The sequence below is a fragment of the Bradyrhizobium sp. AUGA SZCCT0160 genome (assembly GCF_018130105.1).
In the GTDB taxonomy this organism is placed as follows: Bacteria; Pseudomonadota; Alphaproteobacteria; order Rhizobiales; family Xanthobacteraceae; genus Bradyrhizobium.
Genome location: NZ_JAFCMD010000004.1, coordinates 14,221 through 40,211 on the forward strand (window position 1 = coordinate 14,221; position 25,991 = coordinate 40,211).

Genomic DNA, 25,991 nt, shown 5'->3' on the forward strand with positions numbered 1-25,991 from the left:
CCATGCGTAGCCTGCTTCGCTCTCGTCGTGGTTCAGTCGCCTTCGCAACCGTTGTCGCCCTGGTGCCTCTGATAGGCGTGGTCGCGCTCGGAGGCGAAGCGGGATCGTGGTACGTGACCAGGCAGCACGCGCAGAATGCCGCCGACGCGGCGGCCTATTCGGGCGCCGTGCAGGAGTTATGCTTAAAGGATCTATCGACGTGCACGGTTGCACAAACCGTGGACTATCGCGCCAAGCAAGCCGCGGCACAGAACGCGTTCTGCAACTCGGGCACCTCCTATCCCGGCTCCAAGTGTGTCGCCAGCCCGGCAGGAGTTTCGCATACCGTCCAGGTCGCTTCGCTCGCTTCATGGAAGGGGATAGCCGGAACGTATGTTCAGGCCACTGTGAGCCAGCAACAGCCGGCATATCTGGCGAGGGTGCTTGGTTTGACCACCGTCAATATAGGTGCGACAGCCGTTGCCAAAGTACAAGCTCTGGAGGCGCCGCCATGCGTCCTGGCGTTGACAGGCTCTGTCAGTTTTCAAGGCAGCCCGAACATCAATGCGCCCAATTGCGGTATGGCCTCGAACAGTACGGCCAAGGATGCAATCGACTTCACTGGCGGCGGGATGACCATGAATCTCGGCTCGCTATCGAGCGTCGGCGGCTGCACTGGTCAAGCGCAGTTCTGCAATCCCGCGCTAACCTATATGCCGGCGCCAATCCCCAATCCCTTCGCCGCGCTTGACGCGGTTACGGTACCGGCACTCGCGAAGTGTTCAGGTAGCGCTCTGACCGCTTACAGTGCCGCGACCCCTTGCAGGAACGACAAGTTTAAATTGGAAGGTAATGGCACCGGCCCCACATTGACAGGTGGGGTCTATTTCATCTCTGACACATTCACCCTGACTGGCGGCGTGTCGATCTCCGGCACGGCACTGTTCATCCTGTTGCCCGGCGCGAGTTTGAAGGTGACTGGCAATAGTGCTCTCAATCTCACTGGCAACCCGTCGGTCGCAGCCTCACAGCTTCCGTCGGCACTTCAACCCCACGCGGGCCTGTTCGCCAATATGGCGCTCTACAAGATCACTGATCCTGATACGAAGAAGAACGGCCCGAACGACGTACAACTTGGCGGAACTTCCGGTATCGAATTGAAGGGGATCATGTACTTGCCGAGCGCGAATGTGACGTTTCAGGGCAACCCGACGCTGAACTTGGCCGGCGGAGCGTGTGGCGAGTTGATCTCCAAGTCGGTCGCGTTCAACGGCAATGCGACCTTCGATACCACAGGGTGTCCATCGCAAACGAAGTTAGCCAGCAGCCGGTACGTCCAGTTGGTGCATTGATGAAAAAGCTCGATCAGCGTGGCGTCGCCGCGATGGAATTTTGCCTCGTCGCCGTGCCGCTTTTCACATTGATGTTCGCCATCTTCGATCTTGGGCGTTACGCCATCACGATGCAGTCATTGCGGACGCTCGCGAACGCTGGTGCGCGGACCTGGATGATCAACGACTGCTTCGTCCATAGCGTAATGAAGAAAACTTCACCGACCTGTGCCGGTGATCCCCTGCCATCCCTTGCGGAGAAAAAGGCCGTTGCCCCAATGATAGGCGGTCTTTCGCCGACGCTGAGCACGACGACGGGCGGCAGCGCAATTACTGTTACGGCATCTGTGACTTTCAGCATGCTGATGCCGATATGGGGCACAACATTGAACAGCCCGAGCGCGTCCACCACAATTCCTTTCTAGGCACATTCTCGGGCATCAATCCGTTGAATACTCGACGAGCCCACAACGATGGCGATCGCCGTCCAGCGAGAGCGAAGCGGCATGCATGAGCCGAATCCTGGTCGGCCTTTGGCGCGAGACATTGGTCGGCAAGGTCCTCGATTCGGCCCGCGGTTTCCATCGTCGAGTCTGCGCGAATTTCGGCGCAAGCAAATCGGGGCGTCTGACGCGCGAGATGGAGGAACCTAGCGGGCTATATGCAACTCATCGGGAATATGACGGACGGCAGGCGATCGCGTGTTGGCGGCGCTGGTTTTCGCATTGCACAAAAAGGTGGTGCTCGCTCGCAACATTGGGAAATATTCGCTGATGTTGCAGCAACCTAATGAGGGTCTTTCCTTGCAAGCGAGGAGCATGAAGGACGATGATCTTGAAGTCGTATACGCGGCGAGCGGGAGACCGGGAAGTGTCTTCACTGAGGCCAGAGCGCGCCGGGAATGCGAAGTAACGATTTGTAGTGGGACAAAGTGGTAAGCTTTGCGACGGGGTGCGCGAAGGAGAGTTGCTAAGAGGCTGAGACCGTAAGTTTACGGGGACAGAAGTGGATCGCGTCGAGGGGGAATCGAATGCAGGGCGGTCGCGTTTCGGCTAGGGCAGGCGGGAGTCTTCTCGCCTCGGGCGTGATCGCAGTTGGCGCTGCGCTTGCCTTGTTTGGTTCCGTTGAGCGCGCGGGCGCTGCAGATCGGCGGGGCGGGTCCTCCAGCGGCGTCTTCGTCAGCGAAATGAACGACGTCCAGCGGGTCAAGGTGACCGTCAACAAGTCGCGCACCTTCAGGGTCGATACGGCCTTTTCGACGATTGTCGCGGGCTCGCCTGACATTGTCGACGTGAAGTCGCTGAGCGATCACCTGATCTACATCCAGGGCAAGCAGACCGGCACCACCAACGTCATCCTGTTCGATTCGTCGATGAAACAGATCGGGATCCTCGACGTCGAGGTGGGGATCGATACCGGCAATCTGCAGCATAACATCCGCAGCAGCACCGGCATGCAGGGTATTCGCGTCTCGTCCAACGAGGGGCAGGTCGTGCTCAGCGGAACCGCCGTCGATGCGGTTGCGGCTGAGCGGGCCATGGCGATCGCGACCAGCACCGTTACGAAAGGTGGCGTCGTCGTCAACGCCATGAATGTAGCGGCGCCGCAGCAGGTCATGCTGGAGGTGCGCTTTCTCGAGGTCAACCGCCTTGCTGGCCGTGACCTTGGTATGAACCTCTTCGGCGCCAACGCCAGCGGCACGAACATCGGCAATACCGGGCTTGGTAACATTAACACCCTCAGCGGTCGCGTTCCAATGCCTAACACAGGCCCTCCACCCGGCACTATACCGCTACTCGACACCGCGGGTACGTTAGCAAGCAGCGCGATTAACGGATCGCTCCCGTTCGGTAGCCTGCTAACCAGCGTCCTCAGGACGAAAAACGGCGCCTCGGTTGACCTGCTGGTAACAGCTCTGGAAACCAAGGGCCTGTTGCGTCGACTCGCCGAGCCAAACCTGATGGCACTGTCCGGCGACGCCGCGCGCTTCCTGGCCGGCGGTGAATTTCCAGTGCCGGTAGCCTCTACGCCGGTTGCGGGCACCTTTCCCACCGTTACTATCGAATTCAAGAAGTTCGGTGTTGAGCTGGCCTTCGTGCCCACCGTTCTCTCGCGCGGCGTGATCAACCTTCGGGTTGAACCCTCGGTCAGCGAGCTGGATTTCCAGAACGCAGTCACGATCGGGGGGACGACCATCCCAGCATTGTCGCGGCGCGACGCGCGCACCACGGTCGAGTTGCGCGATGGCCAGAGCTTCGCCATCGCCGGTCTGTTGCAAACCCGCAACCGGCAGGACGTCTCGCAATTGCCCTGGATCGGCTCGGTGCCGGTGCTCGGGACGCTGTTCCGCTCTTCGTCCTACCAGCAGCAGGAAACCGATCTGGTGATCATCGTGACGCCGCGCCTGGTTGCACCGGCCGTACCCGGACAGGCGCTGGCATCGCCGCTCGACTCGCGTCTGCCGGCCAACGACGTCGATTTCTTCCTCAACGGCCAGATGGAAGTGAAAAAGCGCTACAACGATTACGTCAATTCCGGTGGCGAGGTGAAGGGACCGTACGGCCACATCATTGCCCCCGAGCTCACCGTGCGTGCGCCGGTTCCCGTTTCTGGACCAGCGATCAAAACCCTGAACTGAGGACGAGCTATGCGCATCAGATTGCTGGCCATATTCGCTCCGCTCCTGCTCGGGGGCTGCTATGGATTGGCGGGGCACGACGAAGTGGATCGCTACTTCCAGCGTTCCGACACCATCACGATGAGCGCCGGCGACGCCAAACAGGTCAACGCCGTCACCCACACAATCCATCCATGGCCGCGCTACGTCGGTGATCGCAGGATCGCGTATGACGCTCGACGCGTGGGCGCCGCCGTCACACGCTATGGCAACACGAAGCAGCCGGTGGATCAGCTTCCCGACATCGGCGAAGGGGGCAAGCAGATGGGCGTGCGGACTGTCCCAACCCAGAGTATTAGCATTGATGGATTGGGGGCTGGATCGACGGCTGGCGTATCGGTGCCGGTCGGTGGCGCAGGGGTTAGGTAATCGGTTTTGGTAAGCAAAATTAGTGATGATTTTTCGAACGGTGCACCGGTCCGATGGACCGGGGCGGGGGACAAAGGGTTATGCGGCGTCTCATTCTAATGTTGACCTGTTGCTGGTTGGCGACAGGCCTTGCGGCGTGTGACACCACAACGAGAGAGGCGGCTATCCACGCTCCTGCGAATCCCGCGGGCGCGGACCCCATACAGGAACCGACCGACGTCAAATATTATCCTTCCGACGAGCCCGTGCGGCTTGGGCTGGAGCATTTCAACCGCGGCAGTTACGGGATCGCCCAGCGCTATTTCAAGGACGCCGTCGAGAAATCGCCGAAGGATTTGACGGCCTGGATGGGGCTCGCAGCGAGCTACGATCGCCTGCGTCGTTTTGATCTCGCCGATCAGGCTTACGCGCAGGCGACCAAGCTGGGGGGCGAAACCGTTCAGCTGCTGAATGATCAGGGATATTCATACATGCTGCGCGGCAATCTGAATGCGGCGCGGCGAAAGTTTGAGAGGGCTTATTCGCTCGATCCGACCAACGTCGTGGTCATCAATAACCTTGAGCTGCTCAATGGCAGCCGGCGGTTCATTGAGAGGCCGCCGAATAACCAGCCATAACAATTGGCCCTGATATTGTGAGTCGTGGCCGGCTCACGTCTAGTTGGGACCTAACACGGCATCGGCGCGGCGGCTGTTCTTCATGCTGATAATGATCGCGCCGTTGCGGGTCGTAAATCTGGCTCCTGACAATCTGGGCACCTTCTCCGTGACAGCCGACGGCAAGGGAATCGTTGCGCCGGCTATGGGATCGCCGACGTTGATCGCTGGCGCGGCTGTGCCCGAAGGGGTCGGCTTGATGTATACCTTGATCAGCTGAGCCTCTTCTTGCGAGAGATTGAGTGCGGCTTGATCGGAGCGGGTCTCCCCACCAGCCTTGTTCTTTTCCGAGGAGGCCTCGTCCTGCGCCGCCACTTGTTGGCCAGCGTCTCTCCTGGTCTTTTCCGTTTGCTCTAGTTTTCCAAGACGCTCCCTGAGCGGCAGGAGCTCTCGCTGGAGCATGGCAACGTCTGACTTCAGGGACTTTATCTGACCAACCGCAATGGCGGCGCCGATGCCTGCAACGACCACGACCACGGTCAGGATTGCAAATGCAGCGCCTCCTATCACTGCAAAACGGTGTTCGGCTTCTGGCATTGAAGTATCCTGCGCGAAATGGCGGCGCCAACGCTCGGCGATAGAGTGCATTTTCGTGGCGGCGTAGGTGAGGGGCCTCGATAGCCGAGACGATTGACCGCTCGGTCCTTGAAGCTTGGAACCGAAGCCCCGTCGCAAGAAGGCGGGAGCGTCCTGAGGCGCCGCGTCAGCCGTATGAAGCGCAATCGTTTGGCGGCTTTCCTGCGCGGACGGATGATGGTTCGCACCATCATCCGCTCCGTCAGTCCGTTCAGGCGGATCGGGCCCCCTAACTCCCGACGTCGAATAAGGCGGTCTGATTGTCACTGCCCCGGTTTCTCCCTGTGCTCCGATTCGCTGTCACCACTCTGAGGGCGTTCAGCTCAAGATCGAAGATCCCTGGTCGTTCCTGGTTGGCGATCGGATCATCGATCATTCCTGGCGCTGGCGCGAGCCCCTTCTTCAGCGCCCTATGGTCGCTGCCGGCGCGACGGGTGATTAGTTCGGATCATGTACGTTGCCGCTCAGGACGCATGATTCTCAATACTGGAAAGCGAGGGAGAGCAACGAATGACGACGCTAGCCGTGGTCAACGGCGCACTCGCCGAGCGCAGTGTCACGGAACGCCTGTTGGCGGCCCCTGAGCGGTGGATAGGCGGTCCCGGGGCCGGGGGGACCGGGCTGTCCTGAGGCCGCCCATTCCAACCGACCGGCAATGGCGGATTGCCAACGGCCTCCGCAAGTTACCGCAGCTCGGTCGATCTTTCCGAACTCGTTCGGAGTACCTCAGCTCTTTCATTGGCTTACTCCAGCGCCGCGCCGGAAGCGCACCAAGGCTGAACCGCGTCGTTCCGCACCGAGCAGCGCTTGTGGCCGTACCCTGTGAATAGGTGGGACAAGCCCTCAATCTTCCGTTTTTGCACCCTGCATTGTGTCATCGTGAGTGATCCCCAACTTCGCAGGAACCTTATATGGGCGAGCCAGTACGAGAAGTTTGCGCCGATCTTCTGATCCGCGCCAACAGCGCGGCTGAGGACGGCCCCCGTGGATTCGAGAACGCCACCGTTTCAATCATCAATGCACTGTCCAGGGAAGCAAGCACCGCTGATCTGGTCGCTATCAGCTACCGACTTCAAGCGTTATTTGGCCTTACGATCAATCTGCACGGCCGCGAATACAAGCTGATCAATGAAGCAGCCTTCAAGGCAGCCGCGACCTGTCCGCTGGTCTTGCGCGGTGCATTCGGTGAAGTTGAATTTGACCGCGAAGAATTTTTGCGGCTCGCGCTGTCGTTTGCCGAGCCGGCAGGTAACGGCTGAGCAAATCGGCTCCCTGATTGAACAGCCGCATCGGTGGGGGAAAAAAATCCGCAGCGTCGACCGTTTGAAGGTGGCCTCGATGCAGAAGGCGCCCCTCGGGCGCCACGTCGAACGCTGAGAACCAATTGAATTTGCTGGCTCCCCGGGCTGGATTCGAACCAGCGACCATTCGATTAACAGTCGAATGCTCTACCGCTGAGCTACCGAGGAATAGGCGAAACAAATGTTCGCGAGCCGGGAGCGTATAACAAAGCCTTTCGGGCTTGCAAAGGACCAAATGTCCATCCCCGGTGCGATGGTGTACGGGGCCTGAAATCCCCGGCGGTTCAAGGATTTGCCGCCAAATCCGGTCCGGCGCGGGACATAACCGGCAACGCGCCTGGGCAAAGGCGGCATCCGCGCGGAGCATGGCGCTAGCCGCCAATTCGACTCAATCCGATCCGAGTTTTGGAATTGCCGGGTTTCACGGGAGCCGAATCGATGCCAGCCAATGCCGCCGACCTGATGAGAGCCGTGCCGTCGATCGTGCCGAGCGACATTCCTGATCTCAGCGACGACGAATGCCTGTTCCGGCTGGCGCAAGCGCTTGTGGAACATGATTCCGAGCATCTGGACGAGGTGGCGCAGCTGATCGGCCGGCTTGCGGTCACGATCGAGTAGGGCGCCTTTCCTTCCGAATCCTGCACCTGGCAGGCCCGCCTGTCCGGCGTGTTGCGTTTTGCCGGAGCTTGTACCAAAGATGACCCCGGTTTCAGCTCTCCGGCGGCAACGCCGCTTGCTTTCAGGGTCTTCGCCAATGTCCGGTTTTTCGACCGCGCGCCAGAAAATGGTCGATGGTCAGGTGCGTCCCAGCGACGTCACCGATATCCGCATCATCGACGCCATGCTGGCGGTGCCGCGCGAGACCTTTGTCCCCGAAAACAAGCGCGCTCTGGCCTATCTGGACCTCGATCTCGAGGTCGGCGAGGGCGCTTCGGAAAAGCAGTTCCTGATCCAGCCGGCGGTGCTGGCGAAGATGCTGCAGGCCGCCGAAATCAAGGAAACCGACAATGTTCTGGTGGTGGGCTGCGCCAGCGGATACGCCGCCGCCGTGATCGGAAAGTTTGCCAGGCAGGTCCATAGCGCGACAGGCGCCGACGGGGATCCCGCCAGGGCGCCCTTCGACGTCATCGTCCTGAACGGCGCGACCGAGGTCGTGCCGCAAAAGCTCTATGGGCAACTCCGGGACGGCGGCCGGCTGGTCGGCGTTTTCGCGATGTCGCAGCCGCAGCGGGCTACCATCGTGACGCGTTCCCATGGCGATTTCGGGAACCGGGCGCTGTTCGACGCCGCCGTGCCGGTGCTGCCGGGCATGGAGCGGCTTCCAGCGTTCGTTTTTTAGGCTTTCAAGCGAAAGCTTGCCCCGGACTTGATTCGGGGTGGAACCCGGATCGCGCCCGGAAAACGCGTCAAAACAAAAAGCCGCCCGCTGAGGCGGTTAAAATCCCGTTCTGAATCAGAAGTGTGGCCCGTTTGCCCCACGTGAAGAGTTTCGACCGGTTTCGCTTGCTGGGTGGTTCCGTCGGGGCCCGGTGCGGAATAAGGTGAGCCGGGACTCACTTCGACTGAAGCGGCGTCCGGTTGTGTTTTGGCCGGCGAACTAGATGATTGGATCACCATTGATGCGTGGGGTGAAGGTTTTTGCCGGAGCTGCGGCTTCGGTCCTTCTGTTAACTTTGATGGGCCCGACGCCCGCCCTTGCCGATACGATCGAGGCCGCGCTGGTGCGCGCCTATCAGAACAACCCACAGTTAAACGCGCAGCGCGCCCAGGTGCGCTTCACCGACGAAGCCGTGCCACAGGCATTGTCGGGCTATCGCCCGAGGGTCGCCGTCACCGCCAGCGCCGGTTATCAATATACCGATACCCGCCTGACGTCCGGCGGCACCCCGGACGTGATCGTGCGGACCGGAGTTCATGGCACCAATGCGCCGCGCAGCGTCGGCGCCACCATCACGCAGAATGTGTTCAATGGTCAGCAGACCGCCAACAGGACCCGCGCCGCCGAAAGTCAGGTTTCCGGTGCGCGCGAAGCCTTGCGGGCGCTGGAGCAGACCGTGCTGCTGTCGGCGGCCACGATCTACATGGACTATCTGCGCGACTCCGCGATCGTCGAGGTTCAGAAGAGCAACGTTCGCGTGCTCGAGCAGACGCTGAAGCAGACCAAGGACCGTTTCAATGTCGGCGAAGTGACCCGCACCGACGTCGCGCAATCGGAAGCACAGTTGGCCGCCGGCAGGACCCAGCAGCTCACCGCCGAGTCCAACCTGAACACGACGCGTTCGAACTTCCGCCGCATCATCGGCAATGAGCCGGTAGCGCTGGCCCCGGGTTCGCCGGTCGATCGCTTTTTGCCGGGCACGCTGCCCGGCGCCGTCGAACTCGGCCTGACGCAAAATCCGAACGTCACCGCGGCGATGTACGGCATCGACGTCAGTTACATGCAGGTCAAGGTCAACGAGGGCGCGTTGTTGCCGACCGTGAACCTGGTGGCATCGGTGCAGCAGGCCTACGAACAGCAGATGACGGTCTTCAGTACGTTCGGGGCGTCGGCCGTCGCGCAGCTCAATGTCCCGATCTACAATGGCGGCGCCGAATATTCGTTGATCCGCCAATCCAAGGAAACCCTGGCGCAGCAGCGCCTCACTCTCGAACAGCAGCGGGATCAGGCCCGCGCCAACGTCGTCACCGCCTGGGGACAGTTGGTGGCCGGCAAGGCGCAGGTGCAGTCGGCACAGGCGCAGGTGACGGCGTCCGAGATCGCGCTCAACGGCGTGCGCGAGGAAGCCAAAGCCGGACAGCGCACCACGCTCGACGTCTTGAACGCGCAGCAGGCGCTGGTCAACGCGCGTGTCGCGCTGGTCACCGCCCAGCACGACCGCGTCGTCGCGTCCTACTCGGTGCTCAACACGATCGGGCGCTTGTCTCCGATCGTGCTCAAGCTGCCGACCACGACCTATGATCCGAGCGTGCATTATCATCAGGTGCGCGACAGCTGGGCCGGTGTTCGCACGCCCGACGGCCGCTGATATCCCGCCACCCGCATGCGTGCGGGATGACAAGCGTCTCCTTGGGAATCACAAGCGTGATCCCTGAGGATCACGAGCGTGACCTCCGGATGACAAGCGTCATCGTGGGATGACAATGTCATTCGGCCGGAATGATTCACCACCCGACGGGGAGTACGCCGGGTGTGTTGTTGCAATCACTTGTTGCCGTGACATAACTTTCTTGGAGGCAGCAGGGCGATTCGCACAGCTTTTACGTCTACAGGCCGCGAGCCGGGTTGCTTTTGGGGAGCGGAACCCCGCGCGACGTATCGTGTGGGGTTGATCTGGGGACAAGTCTGGCTTGCGCGATGAAAATCCCGGCCTGCATATCCGGAACCGGCAAATCCCGAGTGGCTTGGTGTAAAATGGTTTCGATGTGGAGTCGGCGATGACGCAGCCTGCAAAGGTCCAAGAGCCCTCGATGGAGGAGATTCTGGCGTCGATCCGTCGTATCATCGCTGACGACGAAGCCAAACCTGCTGACGCAAAGCCGGCTGCAGCCGAGAAGCCCGCCAGCCCGCCGCCATCAGCGAAGCCCGAGCCTCCGGCCGCCAGGCCGACGGCGATGAAGGATATTCCGCCGTCGGCGATCGCTCCCAAACCTTCTGAAGCAAAGCCAGCCGCCGCTGCGCCCAGGCCCGCGCCTGCGCCGGAGCCCGCCGCCAGTAACAACCAGGACGACATCGACGCGATGCTGGCAAGCCTCGACGCGGCGACGCCAGAGGCCGACATTCGGCCGGCGCAGCCCGAGGCCGACGTGTTCGAGCTCACCGATGAGATGGCGGTGCCGGATCCGCAGCCCGCGGCATCTTCATTCCACAAGATCGAGCCGCAGGACGACATCGAGTTCACCGAGACCGCCGCCGCCAAGACGCTGCACCGGCAGCCGGCCTACGAGCCGCCGCCGTTTGAAAGCGCCGCGGCAGCTTCGCCGGCGCAGCAGATATTGTCGCGCTCGACCGTCTCCGCGGTCGAATCCGCCTTCAATTCGCTGGCCAACACCGTGCTCAGCAACAACGCCCGGACGCTGGAAGATCTGGTCAAGGAAATGCTGCGGCCGATGCTGAAATCCTGGCTCGACGACAATCTCCCGGGCTTGGTGGAGAAGCTCGTCAAAGCCGAAATCGAGCGGGTTTCGCGCGGGCGCTAACCAGCCTGCAGCCGTTTGGCCCTTATTCAGCCACCACCATTGGGCTTTATCGTGCTTTCGGCGTACAGGTCCGGTTGACTTGATGCCTTGTGGCGGCTTTCTAGGAGCCAGTAACGTTCCTGATTGCTTCAGAGTCGGGCGCTAGTCTGTTGTTTTGAACGCGTTTTCCTGGCGCGAACCGATCCAAAATTCGCCCGAAAACGCTATCGCTTCCTCAAGACCCCAATTGCATTGTCATGATCGAGAAAAACTACCAGCCCGCCGATATCGAAAGCCGCATGTCGGCCATCTGGGAGGAGAGCGGCGCGTTCAAGGCCGGCCGCCCCGAGCGGCGCGACGCCGAGCCCTTCACCATAGTGATCCCGCCGCCGAACGTCACCGGCTCGCTGCACATGGGCCACGCGCTCAACAACACCTTGCAGGACATCCTCTGCCGCTTCGAGCGGATGCGTGGCCGCGACGTGCTGTGGCAACCGGGCACCGATCATGCCGGCATCGCCACCCAGATGGTGGTCGAGCGGCAATTGATGGAACGGCAGGAGCCGGGCCGCCGCGAATTGGGGCGCGCGAAATTCCTCGAGCGGGTCTGGCAGTGGAAGGCCGAAAGCGGCGGTGTCATCGTCAACCAGCTAAAGCGGCTCGGTGCCTCCTGCGACTGGTCGCGCGAACGCTTCACCATGGACGAGGGCCTGTCGCGCGCGGTCGTAAAAGTGTTCGTCGAACTGCACCGCGAAGGCCTGATCTACAAAGACAAGCGCCTGGTGAACTGGGACACGAAATTGCTGACCGCAATCTCGGATCTCGAAGTGCAGCAGGTCGAGGTCAAGGGCAGCCTATGGTACCTGCGCTATCCGATCGAGGGCAAGACCTTCAGCCCCGACGATCCCACCACCTTCATCGTGGTTGCGACCACGCGGCCCGAGACGATGCTGGGCGACACGGCGGTTGCCGTGCATCCGGACAACGAACGGCTCGGTCACCTGATCGGCCAGCACGTCATCCTGCCGCTGGTCGGCCGCCGCATTCCGATCATCGGCGACGACTACGCCGATCCCGAGAAGGGATCGGGCGCGGTCAAGATCACGCCGGCGCACGATTTCAATGACTTCGAGGTCGGCAAGCGGCACGGCCTGGCACGGGTCAGCGTGCTCGATCAGGAGGGATGCCTCGCGCTTGTCGATAACGAAGATTATCTGCGAGACCTGCCGGAAGGCGCGTCGCAGTTCGCCGAGGAATTCCACAACGTCGAGCGCTTCGCCGCCCGCAAGCGGATTGTCACGCGCCTGGAGGAATTTGGTTTCCTCGAGAAGATCGAGCCCAACACCCACATGGTGCCGCATGGCGATCGTTCCGGCACCGTGCTCGAGCCGTATCTGACCGACCAATGGTATGTCGACGCCAAGACGATGGCGCAGCCCGCGATGGCGGCGGTGCACAGCGGCGCGACGACGTTCGTGCCGAAGAACTGGGAAAAGACCTATTTCGAATGGATGGAGAACATCCAGCCCTGGTGCATTTCCCGCCAGCTCTGGTGGGGCCACCAGATCCCGGCCTGGTACGGGCCTGACGGCAAGGTGTTCGTCGCCGAGACCGAAGAGGAAGCCGTCGGCAACGCGCTCGGCTATTACGTCGAGCAGGAAGTCATCACGCCGGAGCAGGGGCAGGCGATGGCGGAGGATCCCGCCCAGCGTGAAGGCTTCATCACGCGCGATGAAGACGTGCTCGACACCTGGTTCTCCTCAGGCCTGTGGCCGTTCTCGACGCTCGGCTGGCCCGACGAGACGCCGGAGCTTGGGCGTTACTATCCGACCAACGTGCTGGTGACCGGCTGGGACATCATCTTCTTCTGGGTCGCCCGGATGATGATGATGGGCCTCCACTTCAAGAAGGAAGCCCCGTTCTCGACCGTCTACATCCACCGCCTGGTTCGCGATGAGAAGGGCGCGAAGATGTCGAAGTCGAAAGGCAACGTCATCGATCCCCTCGGCGTCATCGACGACTTTGGCGCCGACGCATTGCGCTTTGCGCTGGCGCGCGGCGCCGCGCATAACCATGATATCAAGCTGTCGCCGCAACTCGTTGAAACCAATCGCAATTTCGCGACCAAGCTGTGGAATTCCTGCCGCTTTGCCGAGATGAATGGCTGCGTCATGCCGGCGGGTTTCGATCACACGAGCGCCAACGAAACCCTCAACCGCTGGATCGCGCATGAAACCTCGCGCGCTACCCGTGAAGTCACCGAGGCGATCGAGGCCTATCGCTTCAACGACGCGGCGAATGCGATCTATCGCTTCGTCTGGAACGTCTATTGCGACTGGTACATCGAACTCGCAAAGCCGATGTTGCTGGGCGAGGAGGGCGCGGCGAAGACCGAGACCCGCGCGATGGTCGCTTGGGCGCGCGACGAAATCCTGAAGCTGCTGCATCCGTTCATGCCCTTCATCACCGAGGAATTGTGGGCGGTGACGGCCAAGCGCGACGGCCTGCTGGTGCTGGCGGAATGGCCGCGCAAGGCAGGGGCGGCGACGGCGGACCAACTCGCATCGATGGCGTTGGCGGGCCCGAACGATGCGCTGATCCCGCCGATCATGGCCGCCCTCGACGCCGGTGATTTCAGCGATCCTGCAGCGGAAGCCGAAATCGGCTGGGTGGTCGACCTCGTCACCGCGATCCGCTCGGTGCGCGCGGAAATGAATATCGCGCCTGCGACGCTAACGCCGCTGGTGCTGGCCGGTGCTTCCGACGAGACCAAGGATCGTGCGCAACGCTGGAGCGATACCGTCAAGCGCATGGCGCGGCTTGGCGAGATATCCTTTGCCGATCGTCCGCCGGAAGGCGCCGTGCAGCTATTGGTGCGCGGCGAAGTCGTGGCGCTGCCGCTCAAGGGCGTGATCGATCTGGCGGCCGAGAAAGCCAGGCTCGACAAGGAAATCGCCAAGGCCGACGCCGACATCAAACGCGTCGACGCCAAGCTCGGCAACGAAAAATTCGTGGCCAATGCGCCCGAAGAGATCGTCGAGGAAGAGAAAGAAAAGCGCGAGGCGGCCGTGGCGCGCAAAGAAAAGATTCTCGAAGCGCTGGAGCGGCTGAAGAACGCGTCGTAGAGAACGCTGTTCGATCCGTCATCCCCGCGCAACGGCTTCGCCGTTGTCGCTGGAGGCGCGAGCCTCTTCGGCGAGCCTCGAAGGACGACGGCCCGTCTGTGGCCGATTCATCCTTCGAGGCTCGCCGAAGACGGCGAGCGCCTCCCGAGCGAACGCAAGTGCGTTCGTCCGGGGATGACGGATCACATCAGTTCGGAGCCAACTAGCATGCTGGACCACGTCTCCATCACCGTCTCCGACATCGCCGCCGCCGAGCGGTTCTACGACGCCATCATGAAAGCACTCGGGGTCGTCAAGGTCGGCCGTCGTGACGACTGGCTCGGCTATGGCGAACGGGCGCGCCCGGCGTATCCGGACCGGGTCTATCTCACCATCCGCAAGGGTCCGAAGCCCGAGGACGCCTTTGGCCGCCACTGGTGCTTCAAGGCGCGATGGCAAACCCAGGTCGATGCCTTCTGGGACGCCGGCATTGCCGCCGGCGGCACCGACGACGGGGCGCCGGGTCTGCGCGACTATCACGCATCGTATTACGCCGCGTTCCTGCGTGATCCCGACGGCAACCGTATCGAGGCCGTGTGCCATCACGCGGTGTGAAAAAGCGAGATACCGCCGCGACAAACTGACACGACGGGCAAATCAATTCTGATTGTCAGAAACTGTGTCAAGCCCCGAAATAAAAAATATTTCGCTTTCGCCGTCGGGCAAATCATCTCTACGAGTCTGCGTTATCCCGTCCCACTCAGAGGGGCGTCGGCCGTCGTCACGACGAGGGGCGGGTTGCGATGGACGTAACAGTTGCGATTGACGGTCGCGGCTGAAGCGTACGGCGAAAGCGAGTGGTCCTGGCGCCCGTAACGGCGTTAAGCCTTAAGGGAGCTAACGCTTCCGAGGGGCGACGGTGGCAATAGAGGCCGTCTCACCGGGGAGAGCGCGTCATAAGCCGTAAAGCCATTGCGCAGGGAAGGCTGGGTGTTCTCCGCTGCCCTGTATGCTCGTGTGCAGCCTACTTAGCACAATTCGCACACGAGACCGCGGGTGCAGCGCGCACCCGGTCTTCCCTGCGCCCTCTATTCTCGAGGGCAAGGAAGTCACTTGCAAACCTCGGGCGCAATGCGTCGCGAGAATGCGAAACTGTTTCCACGTCGTTGCGAGCGCAGCGAAGCAATCCATCGTGCGGCAAAGAAAGAATGGATTGCTTCGTCACAAGTGCTCCTCGCAATGACGAAACGATCAAAACGCCTTGCTCAAAAACCGCGAGCCCTTCAATCCATACCGCCACGGAAAATCCACTGCCTTGGTGATGCCGATGCGAATGCCGGTGACGATCTCCACGTCGCCAAGGCGCGCATGCAAGCTGATCGGCGGCGCATCGAGCGGGAGTTCGCTGTGCTTGATCGTGATCCCCAGCGCCTCGCACAGTTTGCCGGGACCCGAGCACAGCGTGCGCTCGTCATGCAGGCCGCGGCGGCGGCGCATCGCCGGAATGCCGTGGGTCGGTTGCAGCGCGCGGATCAGCACCGCGCTGGCCGAGCCTTCTTTTTCGCAGACGAAATTGACGCACCAATGAATGCCGTAGGAGCGATAGACGTAGGAAAAACCGGGCGGGCCGAACATCACGAGGTTCCGCGGCGTCGGACCCCGGTACGAATGCGCGGCCGGATCGGTGTGATGATAGGCCTCGACCTCGACAATGATGCCGCCGACGCCGTCGATGAGCAGCGTGGCGCCGATCAGGTCGGGCGCCACCTCATGCACGCTGCGGGCAAAAAACGCGCGTTTCAGCGCCTTGCCGAGGCGAGGGACCTTTGCTTCGGCCGGATTGGAGATTTGAACCATTTTGAGGTGAGAATCAGCGGGAACAGGAGGGAAAGGTCGCAATATCTTGCATGTTTCTGCTAGGTTCGGCGAGCCGGTTGCGGGCCTTCCGCAACTGAGGTTGCGGCGCAGTGCGACACGGATTAGCTAAGGTTTCCAAGAGTTTTCGGACATATTCAGGCTTCAAATGGTCGTTCTCGTCGATACCGTCTCGTCCAACCAGGTTCGCCCGCGCCACCCCGAAAAGGTGAACCGGCCGGATGCGCTGTCGCCGCCGAAGCCGGACTGGATCAGGGTGCGCGCGCCGAATACCCGCGGCTACGCCGATACCCGCAAGATCGTGAAAGAGAATGGCCTCGTCACGGTGTGCGAGGAGGCCGGCTGCCCGAATATCGGCGAGTGCTGGGACAAGAAACACGCCACCTTCATGATCATGGGGGACACCTGCACGCGCGCCTGCGCGTTCTGCAACGTCAAGACCGGGATGCCCGGCGCGCTCGATGCCGCCGAGCCGGAACATGTCGCGGAAGCCACCTTCAAGCTCGGGCTCGCCCATATCGTCGTGACCTCAGTGGATCGTGACGATCTCGCCGATGGCGGCGCGGAGCATTTTGCCCAAACCATCCGCGCGATCCGCGCCCGCTGCCCGTCCACGACCATCGAGATCCTGACGCCGGATTTCCTGCGCAAGGAAGGCGCGCTGGAGATCGTCGCGGCTGCAAAACCCGACGTGTTCAACCACAATCTGGAAACCGTGCCGTCGCGCTATCTCACGGTGCGGCCGGGCGCGCGTTACTTCCATTCGATCCGGCTGTTGCAGCGGGTCAAGGAAATCGATCCGACCATCTTCACCAAGTCCGGCATCATGGTGGGCCTCGGCGAGGAGCGCCACGAGGTGCTCCAGGTGATGGACGATCTGCGCTCGGCGGATGTGGACTTCCTCACCATCGGGCAATATCTGCAGCCGACCCGCAAGCACCACGCCGTGATGCGCTACGTGACCCCGGACGAGTTCGCAGGCTACGAGAAGGTTGCCTACACCAAGGGGTTTCTGATGGTGTCGGCGAGCCCGCTGACCCGCTCCTCGCATCATGCCGGCGATGATTTCGCCAGGCTGCAGGCGGCGCGTGCAGCGCGATCCCGCTGAGATAGCCGATGCCTAGGTTTTCAAGCAAGCGGCGGGCACATCACACCGCCCAGCAGATGTTCGATCTGGTCGCCGACGTCGAGCGCTATCCGGAATTCGTGCCGTTGTGCCATTCGCTGAAAATCCGTCAGCGCACGCCGCAGCCTGACGGCACCGAGATCGTGGTCGCCGACATGACGGTGTCGTTCAAGCTGGTGCGGGAATCCTTCACCAGCCGGGTGACGCTGGACCGTCCCAATCTGAAGATCATGGTGGAGTATCTGAAGGGCCCGTTCAGCAATCTGGAAAACCGCTGGACCTTCGAACCCAAATCCGAAACCGATTGCGATGTCGGCTTCTTCTTAGCTTACGAATTCAAGAGCCGGATGCTGGCGATGCTGATGGGCACGATGTTCGACGCCGCGTTCCAGCGCTTTGCCGCGGCGTTCGAAAAGCGGGCGAATGTGGTTTATGGAAAGCGGGCGTGACATGACGGCATTGGAACGCGTCGGCTTCATCGGCTTGGGCGGAATGGGGCGCGGGCTGGTCAAGAACCTCCTCGCCAAGGGCGTCGCCGTCACGGCGTACGATTTGAACCCTGAGGCGGTTGCCATTGCCAAATCCCAGGGCGCGACGGCGGCGGGCGGTCTTCGCGACATCGGCGAATGCCGCATCATCATGATTTGCGTCAATGCCGCCGAGGACGTCGAGGCGCTGCTGACGGGACCCGACGGACTGCTCGCCAGACCGGCGCCGAATTTCGTGGTCGTCGATCACACCACCGGCAGCCCGCAAATGGTCGATAAACTCGATCGACTGGTGCGTGCAGCCGGCGGGCGTTATGCCGAGGCGCCGATGACGCGGACCCCGAAGCACGCGGACGCCGGCAAGGTCAATGTGCTCTATGGCGGTGACGGCGACTTGCTCGCAGAACTCAGGCCCTATTTCGAGCGCTATGCGGAGAACATCTTCCACATCGGCCCGCTCGGCCACGCCATCCGCCTCAAGCTGATCCACAACTACATCGCCTTTGCCAACGTCGCGGCGTGGTGCGAGGGGTTTGCGCTGGCGGCGAAGGACGGCCTCGATCTCAAGCAGCTGATCACCATCATCTCGGCCGCCGGCGGCAAGAGCGGCATGCTCGACCTCTACGGCCAGGCGACGCTCGACGGCGACTTTACCCCGCTGATGTCGCTGGCGAACGCCCGCAAGGACGTGCGCTATTACGCGCGCTGGCTGGAAGACGCCGGATTGCCCGGTTTCATGGCCGATGCCGTGCACCAGACCTACCGGCAGGCCGCCTTGCTCGGTCATGACGGCGAATCCTGCACGGCCGTGATCAAGGCTTACGAGGCCGTCACCGGCGTCGAGGCGCGCGTGCGGCCGAAAGATCGAAATCAAGGCGGTTGAATTCTACACGACTTGCAGAACAAAAGGACCAAGTGATGGACATCAAGGCACCCACGCGCACCGGCGGGCATATTCTGATCGATCAACTGGCCCTGCACGGTGCCGACACCGTGTTCGGCGTGCCCGGGGAAAGTTTTCTGGCTGCGCTCGACGGCATGTACCAGAACCAGCGGGTCTGCTTCGTCAATTCCCGGCATGAGGGCGGCGCGGCCATGATGGCTGACGCCTATGGCAAGCTCACCGGAAAGCCCGGCATTGCCTTTGCGACGCGCGGCCCCGGCGCCACCAACGCCTCCGCGGGCGTTCATGTCGCGTTTCAGGATTCGACGCCGATGATCCTGCTGCTCGGCCAGGTCGGGCGGGACATGATGGAACGCGAGGCGTTCCAGGAAATCGATTACCGGCAGATGTTCGGGCCGATGACCAAATGGGTCGCGCAGATCGACGACGCGCGGCGGATTCCGGAATTCATCTCGCGGGCGTTTTATACCGCGACTTCCGGCCGGCCCGGTCCGGTGGTGCTGGCGCTGCCTGAGGACATGCTGACCGACGAGGCTGACGTTCCCGATGCGCAGCCTTACAAGCCGCAAACCGTCGCGCCGGGCGCGGAAAGCCTGCAACAGTTCGAGGAGTTGCTGGCCGCGGCCCGCAAGCCGTTGCTGATCGTCGGCGGCGGCGGATGGAGCGATAAAGCGCGCCGCGATCTCGAAACCTTCGCGACCGCGCATGAGGTGCCTGTCAGCGCTTCATTCCGGTGCCAGGATTATTTCGACAATCTGCACGCTGCGTACGCCGGCCATGTCGGCATCGGCATCTCCCCGAAATTCGCCGAACGGATTCGGGACAGCGATCTGATCATTGCGCTCGGCGCCCGGCTCGGGGAAATCACGACATCGGGGTATAGCCTGTTCGACATTCCGCAGCCGAAGCAGCCGCTGGTTCACATCTATCCGGATCCCGAGGAGATCGGCCGCGTCTACGCGCCGAAACTGGGCATCATTTCGGGGAGCGCGGCGTTCGCGGCTGCGATCAGCCGACTGAAGCCGAAGCATCAGCCGCGCGGCGACGAACTCAAGGCGGCGCATGCGGACTATCTTGCCTTTAATGAGCCGACCCGTTCGCCCGGCGATGTTCAGCTGTCGCGGATCGTGCGCGATCTCAGCGAACGGCTGCCGGAGGATGCGATCATCTGCAACGGCGCCGGCAATTACGCGGTCTGGGTTCATCGCTTCTGGCGCTATCGTCAATTCCGTACCGAACTGGCGCCGACATCGGGCTCAATGGGATACGGCTTGCCGGCGGCGGTTGCGGCCAAGCATCTGCACCCGAACCGACCGGTGATCGCATTCGCCGGCGACGGCTGCTTTCAGATGACCGGGAACGAGTTCATGACCGCGGTCGAAAACCGGCTGCCTCTCATCGTGATCGTCTGCAATAACGGCATGTACGGCACCATCCGCATGCATCAGGAGCGGCACTATCCCGGCCGGGTGTCCGGCACCAATCTGGCGAACCCTGATTTCGCCGCGCTCGCGCGTGCATTTGGCGGCTTCGGCGCCCGGGTCGACCGTACCGAGGATTTTGCAAAGGCCTTCGACGAGGCGGTCGCTTCGCGCTTGCCGGCGATCATCGAACTCACGATCAGCCCGGAGGCGCTGACGCCGGCGGCCTCGCTCAGCGAAACCCGCGCCAAGGCTTTGGCCGCGGCGAAGTGAAGTGGCGGATCGCTAGGATCTCGGCGGCCGTCGTCGCTTGACGGCGCTGCCGCGGGTCGATCGCGCGACACGCGGGCGGAGCCGGCTGACGGCCGCGCGGCGCGGTTTGACGGATGCCTGCGGTCCGCGCGCCAGTTCCATCAGCATGCGCAGCGCCTCGACCACCGAGCGCTGGCGCACGCTGGTGCGGCCGATGGCGCCAAAGCGACGTTCGCGATGCAGGATGCGGCCGTCGCGCGAGGCGACCGCGAAATGCACGAGCCCAACCGGCTTGCCGGGTGTGGCGCCACCGGGACCGGCGATGCCGGTGATGGAGACGGCCAGATCGACGCCGGCCTTCTCCAGCGCGCCGACCGCCATCGCGGTAGCGGTTTCCTTGCTGACCGCACCGAAGGTCGCCAGCGTCGTTACCTTGACGCCGAGCATCGCGCGCTTGGCATCATTGGAGTATGTGACAAAGCCGCGGTCGATGACGTCGGAGGAGCCGGGAATATCCGTGAGCGCGCCCGCGACCAGTCCGCCGGTGCAGGATTCCGCGGTTGCAATCGTCAGCTTGCGCATCCGGCATAGATCGAGCAGCGAGCGGGAGAGGGCGCGGGCGTCGCTGCCGCTCATGCTATTGGCTCCGGCCTTGATCGTCCCAAGGAAGGCGGATGGTGGCGCTCGCGGTCGCGGCGATGCCTTCCTCGCGGCCGGTAAAGCCAAGCCGTTCGCTGGTGGTCGCCTTGACGGCGACGCGGGAGATGTCGAGCCCGGTGATCTCGGCGATGCGCGCGCGCATGACATCGCGCAGCGGTCCGATCTTGGGCCGCTCGCAGATCAAGGTGACCTCGAGATTGGCAATCCGCCCGCCACGCGCGGTGACGCGATCGACCGCATATTTGAGGAACTTGTCGGAAGCAGCGCCCTTCCACTGCGGATCGCTGGGCGGGAAGTGCGAACCGATATCGCCGTCCGCCAGCGCGCCGAGGATGGCATCGACCATGGCGTGCAGGCCGACGTCGCCGTCCGAATGGGCGAGAAAGCCGTGCGTGTGCGGCACGCGGACGCCGCAGATCATCAGATGATCGCCGTCGCCGAAGGCGTGCACGTCGTAGCCGGTGCCGGTCCTGATGTCGCCGAGCATGGCGCCGAGGCGGGCTTCCTCGCGGACGAAATCTTCAGGGGTCGTGAGCTTCATGTTCGCAGGATCGCCTTCAAAGGTCGCCACCGTCAATCCCGCCCATTCGGCGAGCGCGGCATCATCGGTGAAATCGCTGCGTCCCTCGCGCGCCGCGCGGCGATGCGCCTCGAGGATCACGTCGAAACGAAACGCCTGCGGCGTCTGCGCGATGCGCAGCCGCGCGCGGTCCGGCGTGGCCTCGACATTGCCGGCCTCACCAACCTGTTTGATCGTATCGGTGACGGCAATCGCAGGAACCGCAGCGCCAGTGCGGCCGGCGGCGTCGATCGCGCGCGAAATCACCGCTGGTGTCACGAATGGGCGCGCTGCGTCGTGGATCAGAACGATGTCGGGCTTCTCGCTGGCCAGCGCCTCGAGGCCGGCGTGCACCGACGCCTGGCGCGTCGCGCCGCCATTGGTTGGTGGTTGATGGCGCAACCCCGCGACGGCCTCGTTGAAGACCGCAGCATCATCGGGATTCACAACCGGCTGCACGGCGAAGACGTCGGGGTGGCGGCAGAACGCTTCCATCGCCCGGAAGATCACGGTCTGCCCGCCGATCGTACGGTATTGTTTGGGCCCTCCCGCGCCGGCGCGAAGTCCGCGCCCCGCTGCGACGAGGATGGCTGCTGTACGCTCAGGTTTCGGCATTTGACTCTAGTTACGGACGGATCGGGTTGAGGAGAGGGGATCGGGCCCCTGCGGCGCACAGCCCTTACCATGCCGAATGCGTAAAAACAGAGCGTTTCCCAATAGCTGTGGGAAAAGCAGTTTTTGTTGCAGTGCACTTGCACAAATGATAGAACTGTCTAAAGTGTAGGCATGAAGCTTGACTGCACAAGATTTGTGCTCACAATATGCGCCGACAGTAGCAATGCCGCTGCTGCCCTACCAATGAGAACACCGTGACCGGCTTGGACGACCCACGCCCTAAGACGTTGAAGATAGGCGACATTTCGGTCGCCAACCGGGTTCTTCTGGCGCCGATGTCCGGCATTACCGATGTCCCCTTTCGACGCCTTGCCGCCGCCCTTGGGGCGGGACTCGTCGTCTCCGAGATGACCGCCAGCGACGATCTCGTGCATGGCCGGCCGATGTCGGTGTTGCGTTGCGAGGCGACCGGGATCGGCCCGCATGTGGTTCAGCTTGCAGGCTGTCAAACCCACTGGATGTCGGAAGGGGCGAGGATTGCCGAGGCTGGTGGCGCCGACATCATCGATATCAACATGGGGTGCCCGGCGCGTCACGTGACCGGCGGCCAGTCCGGCTCGGCGCTGATGCGCGATCTCGACCATGCGCTCAAACTGATCGAGGCGACGATCGCGGCCGTCAAGGTTCCGGTGACGCTGAAGATGCGCCTCGGCTGGGATCACGGCTCGCTCAACGCCCCCGAACTCGCCCGCCGCGCGGAAGCCGCCGGCGTGCAGATGATTTCGGTGCACGGCCGCACGCGCTGTCAATTCTACAAGGGCGAGGCGGACTGGAGCGCGGTGCGCGCGGTCAAGGATGCGATCTCGGTGCCGCTCGTCGTCAACGGTGACATCACGTCGTTCGAAAAGGCGGTCAGCGCGCTCGGAATGTCTGACGCCGATGCCGTGATGATCGGGCGCGGTGCGCTGGGGCAGCCCTGGTTGCCCGGCCAGATCGGACGCCAGCTGGAAACCGGAAAGCCCGAAGCCGCCCCCTCGTTGGCCGAACAACTCGCCCACATCCGCGCGCTCTATGACGAAGTCTGCCGCCTTTACGGCTTGCGCATCGGCCTCAAGCACGCGCGCAAGCATCTCGGCTGGGCGCTCGAGATCGCTGCCGAATGCAGCCGCGCGCCGGCGGAGAAACTCAAGAGCTGGCGGCAAAAGATACTGACTTCGGAGGATCCGCACCGGGTACATCGATCGCTCCAGGACGCCTACGACGATTTTGCATGGAGTGCTGCAGCATGAATTCGGCCGCAGAACAACGCCGGCGCTTGCCCTCCGAAAGCGATGCGATCCTCAATGCGCTGCCGAATCCGGTGCTGCTGATCGCGCCCGACGGGCGCATCATCGACGCCAACATCGCCGCCGAATCGTTCTTCGAGATTTCGACCCAGTTCCTGCAACGGCAGTCGCTGAAGGAGCTGGTGCCATTCGGCAGTCCGCTGCTGGCGCTGATCGATCAGGTGCGATCGAGCGGCTCGCCGGTCAACGAGTACAAGGTCGATCTCGGCACGCCCAGGATCGGCGGCGACCGCCAGGTCGATCTTCACGTCGCGCCGCTGACGGAGCGGCCGGGCCACATCGTCGTGATGCTGCAGGAGCGCACCATCGCCGACAAGATGGACCGTCAATTGACGCATCGGAGCGCGGCGCGTTCGGTGATCGCGCTGGCGGCGATGCTGGCGCATGAAATCAAGAACCCGCTGTCCGGCATTCGCGGCGCGGCGCAATTGCTGGAGCAGGCGGCCTCATCCGAGGACCGCATGCTGACGCGGCTGATCTGCGACGAGGCCGACCGCATCGTCACGCTGGTCGACCGCATGGAAGTGTTCGGCGACGACCGGCCGGTGGCGCGCGGTCCCGTCAACATTCATTCCGTGCTCGACCACGTCAAACGACTGGCGCAATCGGGCTTTGCCCGCAACGTCCGCTTTGTCGAGGAATACGATCCGTCGCTGCCGCCGGTGCTGGCCAATCAGGACCAGCTCATTCAGGTCTTCCTCAATCTGGTGAAGAACGCCGCCGAGGCGGTCGCCGATCTCGGCAGCGATGCCGAAATCCAGCTTACCACCGCGTTCCGCCCGGGTGTCCGCCTGTCGGTGCCGGGCAAGAAGTCGCGGGTATCGCTGCCGCTTGAATTCTGCGTCAAGGACAACGGCTCCGGCGTGCCGGAAGACCTGTTGCCGAACCTGTTCGATCCGTTCGTGACCACCAAGCAAACCGGCAGCGGGCTCGGTCTCGCGCTCGTCGCGAAAATCGTCGGCGATCACGGCGGTATCATCGAATGCGAATCCCAGCCGCGGAAGACCACGTTTCGCGTGCTGCTGCCGATGTTCAGCGCCACCAAACAATTCGACCAAAGCAATCGCGATGACGTTTCGGGTACGCCATCGCCTGCCTCACAGGCCGCAAGATGAGGAATATCAATGCCCGCAGGTAGTATACTTGTCGCTGATGACGACACCGCCATCCGCACAGTCTTAAACCAGGCTCTCTCGCGCGCCGGATATGAGGTGCGCCTGACCGGAAACGCGGCGACGCTGTGGCGATGGGTGAGCCAGGGCGAGGGCGACCTCGTCATCACCGACGTCGTGATGCCCGACGAGAACGCGTTCGACCTGCTGCCGCGGATCAAGAAGATGCGGCCGAACCTTCCCGTCATCGTCATGAGCGCACAGAACACCTTCATGACGGCGATCCGGGCCTCGGAGCGCGGCGCCTATGAATATCTGCCGAAGCCCTTCGACCTGAAGGAGCTGATCACGATCGTCGGCCGGGCGCTGGCGGAGCCGAAGGAGCGGGTGTCGAGCGCCGCCGACGAGGGCGAATTCGATTCGATCCCGCTGGTCGGCCGTTCGCCGGCGATGCAGGAAATCTACCGCGTGCTGGCGCGTCTGATGCAGACCGACCTTACCGTGATGATCTCCGGCGAGTCCGGCACCGGCAAGGAGCTGGTCGCCCGCGCGCTGCATGATTACGGCAAGCGGCGCAACGGCCCCTTCGTGGCGGTCAACATGGCGGCGATCCCGCGCGATCTGATCGAGTCTGAACTGTTCGGCCATGAACGCGGCGCGTTCACCGGCGCCAATACGCGGGCTTCCGGCCGGTTCGAACAGGCCGAGGGCGGTACGCTGTTTCTCGACGAAATCGGTGACATGCCGATGGAAGCGCAGACCAGGTTGCTGCGGGTACTGCAGCAGGGCGAATACACCACGGTGGGCGGGCGTACCCCGATCAAGACCGACGTGCGGATCGTGGCGGCGAGCAACAAGGATCTGCGCATCCTGATCCAGCAAGGCCTGTTCCGGGAAGACCTGTTCTTCCGTCTCAACGTGGTGCCGCTGCGGCTGCCGCCGCTGCGCGAGCGCATCGAGGATCTGCCGGACCTGATCCGGCATTTCTTCTCGCTCGCCGAGAAAGACGGGCTGCCGCCCAAGAAGCTGGACACGCTGGCGCTGGAGCGGCTCAAGCAGCACCGCTGGCCCGGCAACGTGCGCGAACTCGAAAATCTCGCACGCCGGCTCGCTGCGCTCTATCCGCAGGACGTCATCACGGGCTCGGTGATCGACGGCGAGTTGGCGCCGCCGGCCGTGGCGTCGGGGGGCAGTGCGCCGCTCGGCGTCGAGAATCTCGGCGGCGCGGTCGAGGCCTACCTGTCGTCGCACTTCTCGGGCTTCCCGAACGGCGTGCCGCCGCCGGGCCTCTACCATCGCATCCTCAAGGAGATCGAGGTGCCGCTGCTCACGGCGGCGCTCGCGGCGACACGGGGCAACCAAATCCGCGCCGCCGATTTGCTCGGCCTCAACCGCAACACGCTGCGGAAGAAGATCCGGGATCTGGATATTCAGGTCTACCGCAGCGGGGGCTAGCCGGTTAGA

23 protein-coding genes and 1 tRNA gene are annotated in these 25,991 nt (G+C 62.7%); 19 read left to right on the forward strand and 5 right to left on the reverse strand.

All coding sequences use genetic code 11. The features are described from left to right. Positions 1–2 precede the first annotated feature (2 nt). The 5 genes from JQ558_RS08365 (at position 3) to JQ558_RS08385 (ending at position 4,973) form a co-directional block, all read left to right on the forward strand. Positions 3–1,331, forward strand: a complete 1,329-nt coding sequence (locus tag JQ558_RS08365) for a pilus assembly protein TadG-related protein (protein WP_212293356.1) — start codon at positions 3–5, stop codon at positions 1,329–1,331. Then, positions 1,331–1,735 carry a TadE family protein gene (locus JQ558_RS08370; RefSeq protein WP_249142397.1) on the forward strand — a complete coding sequence of 135 codons (405 nt, stop codon included), beginning with the start codon at positions 1,331–1,333 and terminating at the stop codon, positions 1,733–1,735. Before JQ558_RS08365 ends, JQ558_RS08370 begins: the two co-directional genes overlap by 1 nt. Positions 1,736–2,340: 605 nt before the next feature. Further along, positions 2,341–3,948: a type II and III secretion system protein family protein gene (locus JQ558_RS08375; RefSeq protein WP_212293357.1), complete on the forward strand. Its 1,608-nt coding sequence runs from the start codon at positions 2,341–2,343 to the stop codon at positions 3,946–3,948. Between the two features lie 9 nt (positions 3,949–3,957). Next, the gene (locus tag JQ558_RS08380; RefSeq protein ID WP_212293358.1) at positions 3,958–4,356 is read left to right on the forward strand and encodes a hypothetical protein; all 399 of its coding nucleotides are present in this window, start codon (positions 3,958–3,960) and stop codon (positions 4,354–4,356) included. 245 nt (positions 4,357–4,601) lie between these two features. After that, positions 4,602–4,973 carry a tetratricopeptide repeat protein gene (locus JQ558_RS08385; protein WP_312014971.1) on the forward strand — a complete coding sequence of 124 codons (372 nt, stop codon included), beginning with the start codon at positions 4,602–4,604 and terminating at the stop codon, positions 4,971–4,973. 39 nt (positions 4,974–5,012) lie between these two features. Here the strand turns inward: JQ558_RS08385 and JQ558_RS08390 are convergent, their stop codons facing one another. After that, positions 5,013–5,549: a hypothetical protein gene (locus tag JQ558_RS08390; RefSeq protein WP_212293360.1), complete on the reverse strand. Its 537-nt coding sequence runs from the start codon at positions 5,547–5,549 to the stop codon at positions 5,013–5,015. Between the two features lie 950 nt (positions 5,550–6,499). Here JQ558_RS08390 and JQ558_RS08395 point away from each other — a divergent pair. Further along, entirely contained in the window at positions 6,500–6,847 is a 348-nt protein-coding gene (locus JQ558_RS08395; protein WP_212293361.1) for a hypothetical protein, read from the forward strand. A gap of 135 nt (positions 6,848–6,982) precedes the next feature. Here the strand turns inward: JQ558_RS08395 and JQ558_RS08400 are convergent. Beyond that, positions 6,983–7,057: transfer RNA gene (locus JQ558_RS08400), tRNA-Asn, on the reverse strand. A 270-nt stretch (positions 7,058–7,327) separates the two neighbouring features. Between JQ558_RS08400 and JQ558_RS08405 the strand changes: the two genes are divergently transcribed. The 6 genes from JQ558_RS08405 to JQ558_RS08430 all read left to right on the forward strand — a co-directional run bounded on the left by JQ558_RS08405 (position 7,328) and on the right by JQ558_RS08430 (position 14,784). Next, entirely contained in the window at positions 7,328–7,507 is a 180-nt protein-coding gene (locus JQ558_RS08405; RefSeq protein ID WP_212215114.1) for a hypothetical protein, read from the forward strand. A 136-nt stretch (positions 7,508–7,643) separates the two neighbouring features. Continuing rightward, entirely contained in the window at positions 7,644–8,228 is a 585-nt protein-coding gene (locus JQ558_RS08410) for a protein-L-isoaspartate O-methyltransferase (protein ID WP_212215116.1), read from the forward strand. A 280-nt stretch (positions 8,229–8,508) separates the two neighbouring features. Next, on the forward strand, positions 8,509–9,915 hold the full coding sequence (locus JQ558_RS08415; protein ID WP_212215118.1) for a TolC family outer membrane protein: 1,407 nt from the start codon (positions 8,509–8,511) through the stop codon (positions 9,913–9,915). Between the two features lie 409 nt (positions 9,916–10,324). Continuing rightward, positions 10,325–11,086, forward strand: coding sequence for a PopZ family protein (locus JQ558_RS08420; protein ID WP_212293362.1), 762 nt, complete (start codon positions 10,325–10,327; stop codon positions 11,084–11,086). Positions 11,087–11,322: 236 nt separating this feature from the next. Then, the gene (locus JQ558_RS08425; protein ID WP_212293363.1) at positions 11,323–14,190 is read left to right on the forward strand and encodes a valine--tRNA ligase; all 2,868 of its coding nucleotides are present in this window, start codon (positions 11,323–11,325) and stop codon (positions 14,188–14,190) included. Between the two features lie 207 nt (positions 14,191–14,397). Then, positions 14,398–14,784, forward strand: a complete 387-nt coding sequence (locus tag JQ558_RS08430; protein WP_212215124.1) for a VOC family protein — start codon at positions 14,398–14,400, stop codon at positions 14,782–14,784. A 636-nt stretch (positions 14,785–15,420) separates the two neighbouring features. Here JQ558_RS08430 and JQ558_RS08435 read toward each other — a convergent pair. Then, on the reverse strand, positions 15,421–16,026 hold the full coding sequence (locus JQ558_RS08435; RefSeq protein WP_212293364.1) for a DNA-3-methyladenine glycosylase: 606 nt from the start codon (positions 16,024–16,026) through the stop codon (positions 15,421–15,423). Positions 16,027–16,192: 166 nt separating this feature from the next. Here JQ558_RS08435 and lipA point away from each other — a divergent pair, with 166 nt between their 5' ends. From lipA to JQ558_RS08455, 4 genes are read left to right on the forward strand one after another with little or no spacing between them, the layout of a single operon-like run. Further along, positions 16,193–17,152 (forward strand): lipoyl synthase, encoded by a 960-nt coding sequence (lipA, locus tag JQ558_RS08440; RefSeq protein WP_212275230.1) that lies wholly within the window; start codon positions 16,193–16,195, stop codon positions 17,150–17,152. Between the two features lie 8 nt (positions 17,153–17,160). Then, complete coding sequence (locus JQ558_RS08445) at positions 17,161–17,619, forward strand: type II toxin-antitoxin system RatA family toxin (protein ID WP_212208742.1); 459 nt, start codon at positions 17,161–17,163, stop codon at positions 17,617–17,619. Position 17,620: 1 nt separating this feature from the next. After that, complete coding sequence (locus JQ558_RS08450) at positions 17,621–18,541, forward strand: NAD(P)-dependent oxidoreductase (RefSeq protein WP_212208740.1); 921 nt, start codon at positions 17,621–17,623, stop codon at positions 18,539–18,541. Between the two features lie 35 nt (positions 18,542–18,576). Then, positions 18,577–20,256, forward strand: a complete 1,680-nt coding sequence (locus tag JQ558_RS08455) for a thiamine pyrophosphate-binding protein (protein ID WP_212293365.1) — start codon at positions 18,577–18,579, stop codon at positions 20,254–20,256. A gap of 12 nt (positions 20,257–20,268) precedes the next feature. Here the strand turns inward: JQ558_RS08455 and JQ558_RS08460 are convergent, their stop codons facing one another. Together JQ558_RS08460 and JQ558_RS08465 are read right to left on the reverse strand one after the other, a co-directional pair. Further along, the gene (locus JQ558_RS08460; protein WP_212293366.1) at positions 20,269–20,871 is read right to left on the reverse strand and encodes a CinA family protein; all 603 of its coding nucleotides are present in this window, start codon (positions 20,869–20,871) and stop codon (positions 20,269–20,271) included. A gap of 1 nt (position 20,872) precedes the next feature. Next, positions 20,873–22,069, reverse strand: a complete 1,197-nt coding sequence (locus tag JQ558_RS08465; RefSeq protein ID WP_212293367.1) for a bifunctional 2-C-methyl-D-erythritol 4-phosphate cytidylyltransferase/2-C-methyl-D-erythritol 2,4-cyclodiphosphate synthase — start codon at positions 22,067–22,069, stop codon at positions 20,873–20,875. Positions 22,070–22,356: 287 nt separating this feature from the next. Here JQ558_RS08465 and dusB point away from each other — a divergent pair, with 287 nt between their 5' ends. From dusB to ntrC, 3 genes are read left to right on the forward strand one after another with little or no spacing between them, the layout of a single operon-like run. Then, a complete protein-coding gene (gene dusB, locus JQ558_RS08470) occupies positions 22,357–23,358 on the forward strand; it encodes a tRNA dihydrouridine synthase DusB (RefSeq protein ID WP_212293527.1) in 1,002 nt (333 codons plus the stop codon). Then, positions 23,355–24,530, forward strand: a complete 1,176-nt coding sequence (locus JQ558_RS08475; RefSeq protein ID WP_192735942.1) for a nitrogen regulation protein NR(II) — start codon at positions 23,355–23,357, stop codon at positions 24,528–24,530. Before dusB ends, JQ558_RS08475 begins: the two co-directional genes overlap by 4 nt. A 9-nt stretch (positions 24,531–24,539) precedes the next feature. Further along, positions 24,540–25,982, forward strand: coding sequence for a nitrogen regulation protein NR(I) (ntrC, locus tag JQ558_RS08480; RefSeq protein WP_212208736.1), 1,443 nt, complete (start codon positions 24,540–24,542; stop codon positions 25,980–25,982). Positions 25,983–25,991: the final 9 nt, after the last annotated feature.